The sequence below is a fragment of the Streptomyces sp. 13-12-16 genome (genome assembly GCF_002114215.1).
In the GTDB taxonomy this organism is placed as follows: domain Bacteria; phylum Actinomycetota; class Actinomycetes; order Streptomycetales; family Streptomycetaceae; genus Streptomyces.
In genome coordinates this window covers 1-2,618 of the sequence record NZ_NCTE01000804.1, presented here as the reverse complement: position 1 = coordinate 2,618, position 2,618 = coordinate 1, and the positions used below count along the sequence as shown (strand labels likewise).

The following is a 2,618-nucleotide window of genomic DNA, read 5'->3' as shown; positions in this document are numbered from 1 at the left end:
CGGCTACAACCCGGTCCCGCCGGTGGTCCTGGACGGCCACGGCCGCCAGTCGCCGGTCCCGAACCGGTTCCCGTCCGCGGCCGGCGGCGCGGGATTCCGCCCGCCGGCCGACCGCGTCCACCGGCTCGGCCTGCGCTTCGGCCTGCACATCGTGCGGGGCGTCCCGCGCCGGGCGGTCGTCGCCCGGCTGCCGGTGGAGGGCACCGGGTGGACGGCCGACGAGATCGCCGGCACCTCCTCCGTCTGCCCCTGGAACCCGGACAACCACGGGCTGGACCACGACCACCCCGGCGCCCGGGCGTACTACGACTCCCAGGTGGCCCGATTCGCCGACCGGGGCGTGGACTTCGTCAAGGCCGACGACATGCTGTACCCCCATCACGAGCGGGAGATCTCCGCGTACGCCCGGGCGATCGCCCGCAGTGGCCGGCCCATCGAGCTGAGCCTGTCCCCGGGGACCCGGGTCTCCCTCGCCCGGCTGGGCCATCTGCGGGACAACGCCACGATGTGACGGGTCTGCGACGACCTGTGGGACCGCTGGGGGGGACGTCGAGGCCCAGTTCGCCCGCATGGCCCGGTGGGCACCGTGGCAGGGCGAACGGGGGCGGGCGGACGCCGACATGCTGCCCCTGGGCCGTATCGGCATCCGCGCCGAACGGGGTGAGGACCGGCTGTGCCGGCTCACCCGGGCGGAGCAGATCAGCCTGCTGACGCTGTGGCCGGTCTCCCGGTCACCGCTGATGATGGGCGGCGACCTGCCCACCGGTCCGCGGGACACGGTCGAACTGCTCACCCACGAGGAGGCGTTGGACGTCCTGTTCCACAGCCGGGACAACCGCGAGGTCCTGCGGGAGGACGACCTCGTCCTGTGGAGCGCCCGGGGCACCGACGGGCACACCCGCTACGCGGCCGTGTTCTCCCCGGCCGACGCTCCCCGCCGGTTCGCCGTCCCGCTCGGCTCCGTCGGCGCCCGCCCGGACGACCGCGCGCGGGAGCTGTGGACCCGTACCGACACCCCGCACGACGGCCGGCACCTGCACGTCGGCCTGCCGGCCCACGGCGCGGCCCTGTACCGGCTCATCGGGGCCCGGCCGGGCGCGTCGCGCGGATGAGCGCGAGCACGGTGTCGGTGGTGTGGTCGAGGTGGCTGCGGCCGTCGGGGCGGTACGCGTCGGGGCTGATGTAGCTGCGCCGCCCGAGGTGGGTGGCCGGGTCGAGCCGGTGCACGGTGATCTTTCCGGCACGCCGGGCGCGGTTCCACCCGCTGCGGCGGAACACCCGCCGGCGCTGCGGGAAGACCCAGGCGCAGACGCGTTCGATCCGGTCGTGGGCGCTGGTGAGCTGATGCAGGTGCGCGGCACGGGAGAGGTCGTTGGCGCCGTTGTGGAACCCGCCGAGGGTGATCAGCAGCGGCGGGGTGCCGAGCTGTGCGTGCAGTTCGTCCACGGCGCCGGTGGCGACCTGGGCGCCCCCGCTGTAGCTGAGCAGCACGACGGGGACGCCGCTGTGCGGCCGGTAGCCGGCGAGCCGCAGCTGGCCGGCGATCTGGGCGCCGACGGCGCGGTTGTACAGGGGACGGTACCGGCGGTCGGCGGCGACGAAGATCTGCATGACGTTGTGCAGGAACAGCAGGAGCCCCGCGTGCCGGCGGATCCGGTCCCACACGGGCCGGCCGGCGAGCGGGGCGGCCAGCGGGGAGTAGGGCTGCACCTGTCCCAGCACCCGCAGTTCCGGCGCCGCCGCGATCAGGGCCTTGACCAGCTGTCCCCCGTCGCGGGTGTCGGTGAAGCGGCGTTTGCCGATGCCGTCGAGGTAGACCAGGTAGGCGGCCGGGGGACGGCCGGGGTCCGCGCCCCGGGCGTAGGGCATGCCCGGGGGGAGGCCGGTGGCGGGCGCCCGCCAGCCGGTGGTGTAGAGGAGCACCTCGTAGCGGGCGAGCAGGGCTTCGGCGAGCAGCACCGGGCCGAGCACCAGGGCGACGAGCGGGAACCAGGTCATGCCGGCGACTCCCGTACTCCCGCGGCGCTGATCCTCGCGACCAGGCGCCGTACGGCCTCCACGGCGGCGGCGAGTCCGACTCCGGCGACGGCCACGCAGCCCGCGGCGGTCCACCGGTCCAGCCCCGTCGTCCCGGCGAGCGGGCCGACGAGGCCGGCCCCGACGCCCACCAGGAGCAGCAGGTGGAGCAGGGGGCCGAGCAGCGGGAACGCGATGACGGCGCAGAGCAGCAGCGGGGCGACCTCACCGGGGGTCCAGGTCAGCGCCTCCGCGCCGGGGAGCGGGGCGGGGAGGACCAGTCCGGCGAGGGTCCAGGCGGTCAGTGGCCAGAGCAGGATCACGGTGCTCTCGACCACGGTGCCGGTCAGCAGCAGCCCGGCCACGACGGGCCGCGACACCCGGGGCCGGCGGGCGACCAGGGGCAGCAGCCGCCCGGCGGCCTCGGACAGCCCGGCGAGCAGCACCAGGACGACAAGGACGGGTGACATGGCTCAGCGCTCCTGTGGCGGGTCCGCCGGGGTCGGCCGGGCGGCGGGGCCGGCCCGGTGCAGGTAGTCCTCGAGTTCGTCGGCGGCGCGCAGATGGCCGCCGGCCTCGCGCTGGGCGGTCCGCAGGGCGGT

General features: G+C 75.9%; 3 protein-coding genes and 1 pseudogene. 2 read left to right on the top strand and 2 right to left on the bottom strand.

Annotation, left to right across the window (positions count from 1 at the left end; all coding sequences use genetic code 11):
* A pseudogene (locus B7767_RS48455) lies at nucleotides 1–511 on the top strand (alpha-galactosidase); the annotation flags it as partial.
* Nucleotides 512–569: 58 nt separating this feature from the next.
* On the top strand, nucleotides 570–1,112 hold the full coding sequence (locus B7767_RS48450; protein WP_256923613.1) for a hypothetical protein: 543 nt from the start codon (nucleotides 570–572) through the stop codon (nucleotides 1,110–1,112).
* On the opposite strand, the gene B7767_RS29265 is transcribed toward B7767_RS48450, so the two are convergent.
* A complete protein-coding gene (locus B7767_RS29265; RefSeq protein ID WP_085574789.1) occupies nucleotides 1,078–1,998 on the bottom strand; it encodes a hypothetical protein in 921 nt (306 codons plus the stop codon). The genes B7767_RS48450 and B7767_RS29265 overlap by 35 nt on opposite strands.
* The gene (locus B7767_RS29260) at nucleotides 1,995–2,486 is read right to left on the bottom strand and encodes a hypothetical protein (RefSeq protein WP_085574788.1); all 492 of its coding nucleotides are present in this window, start codon (nucleotides 2,484–2,486) and stop codon (nucleotides 1,995–1,997) included. Before B7767_RS29260 ends, B7767_RS29265 begins: the two co-directional genes overlap by 4 nt.
* Nucleotides 2,487–2,618 lie beyond the last annotated feature (132 nt).

What these genes read in the sequence shown, in the direction of transcription:
- B7767_RS48450 (WP_256923613.1), top strand. Translation starts at nt 570, where the DNA reads ATGGCCCGGTGGGCACCGTGGCAGGGCGAACGGGGGCGGGCGGACGCC.
- B7767_RS29265 (WP_085574789.1), bottom strand. Translation starts at nt 1,998, where the DNA reads ATGACCTGGTTCCCGCTCGTCGCCCTGGTGCTCGGCCCGGTGCTGCTC.
- B7767_RS29260 (WP_085574788.1), bottom strand. Translation starts at nt 2,486, where the DNA reads ATGTCACCCGTCCTTGTCGTCCTGGTGCTGCTCGCCGGGCTGTCCGAG.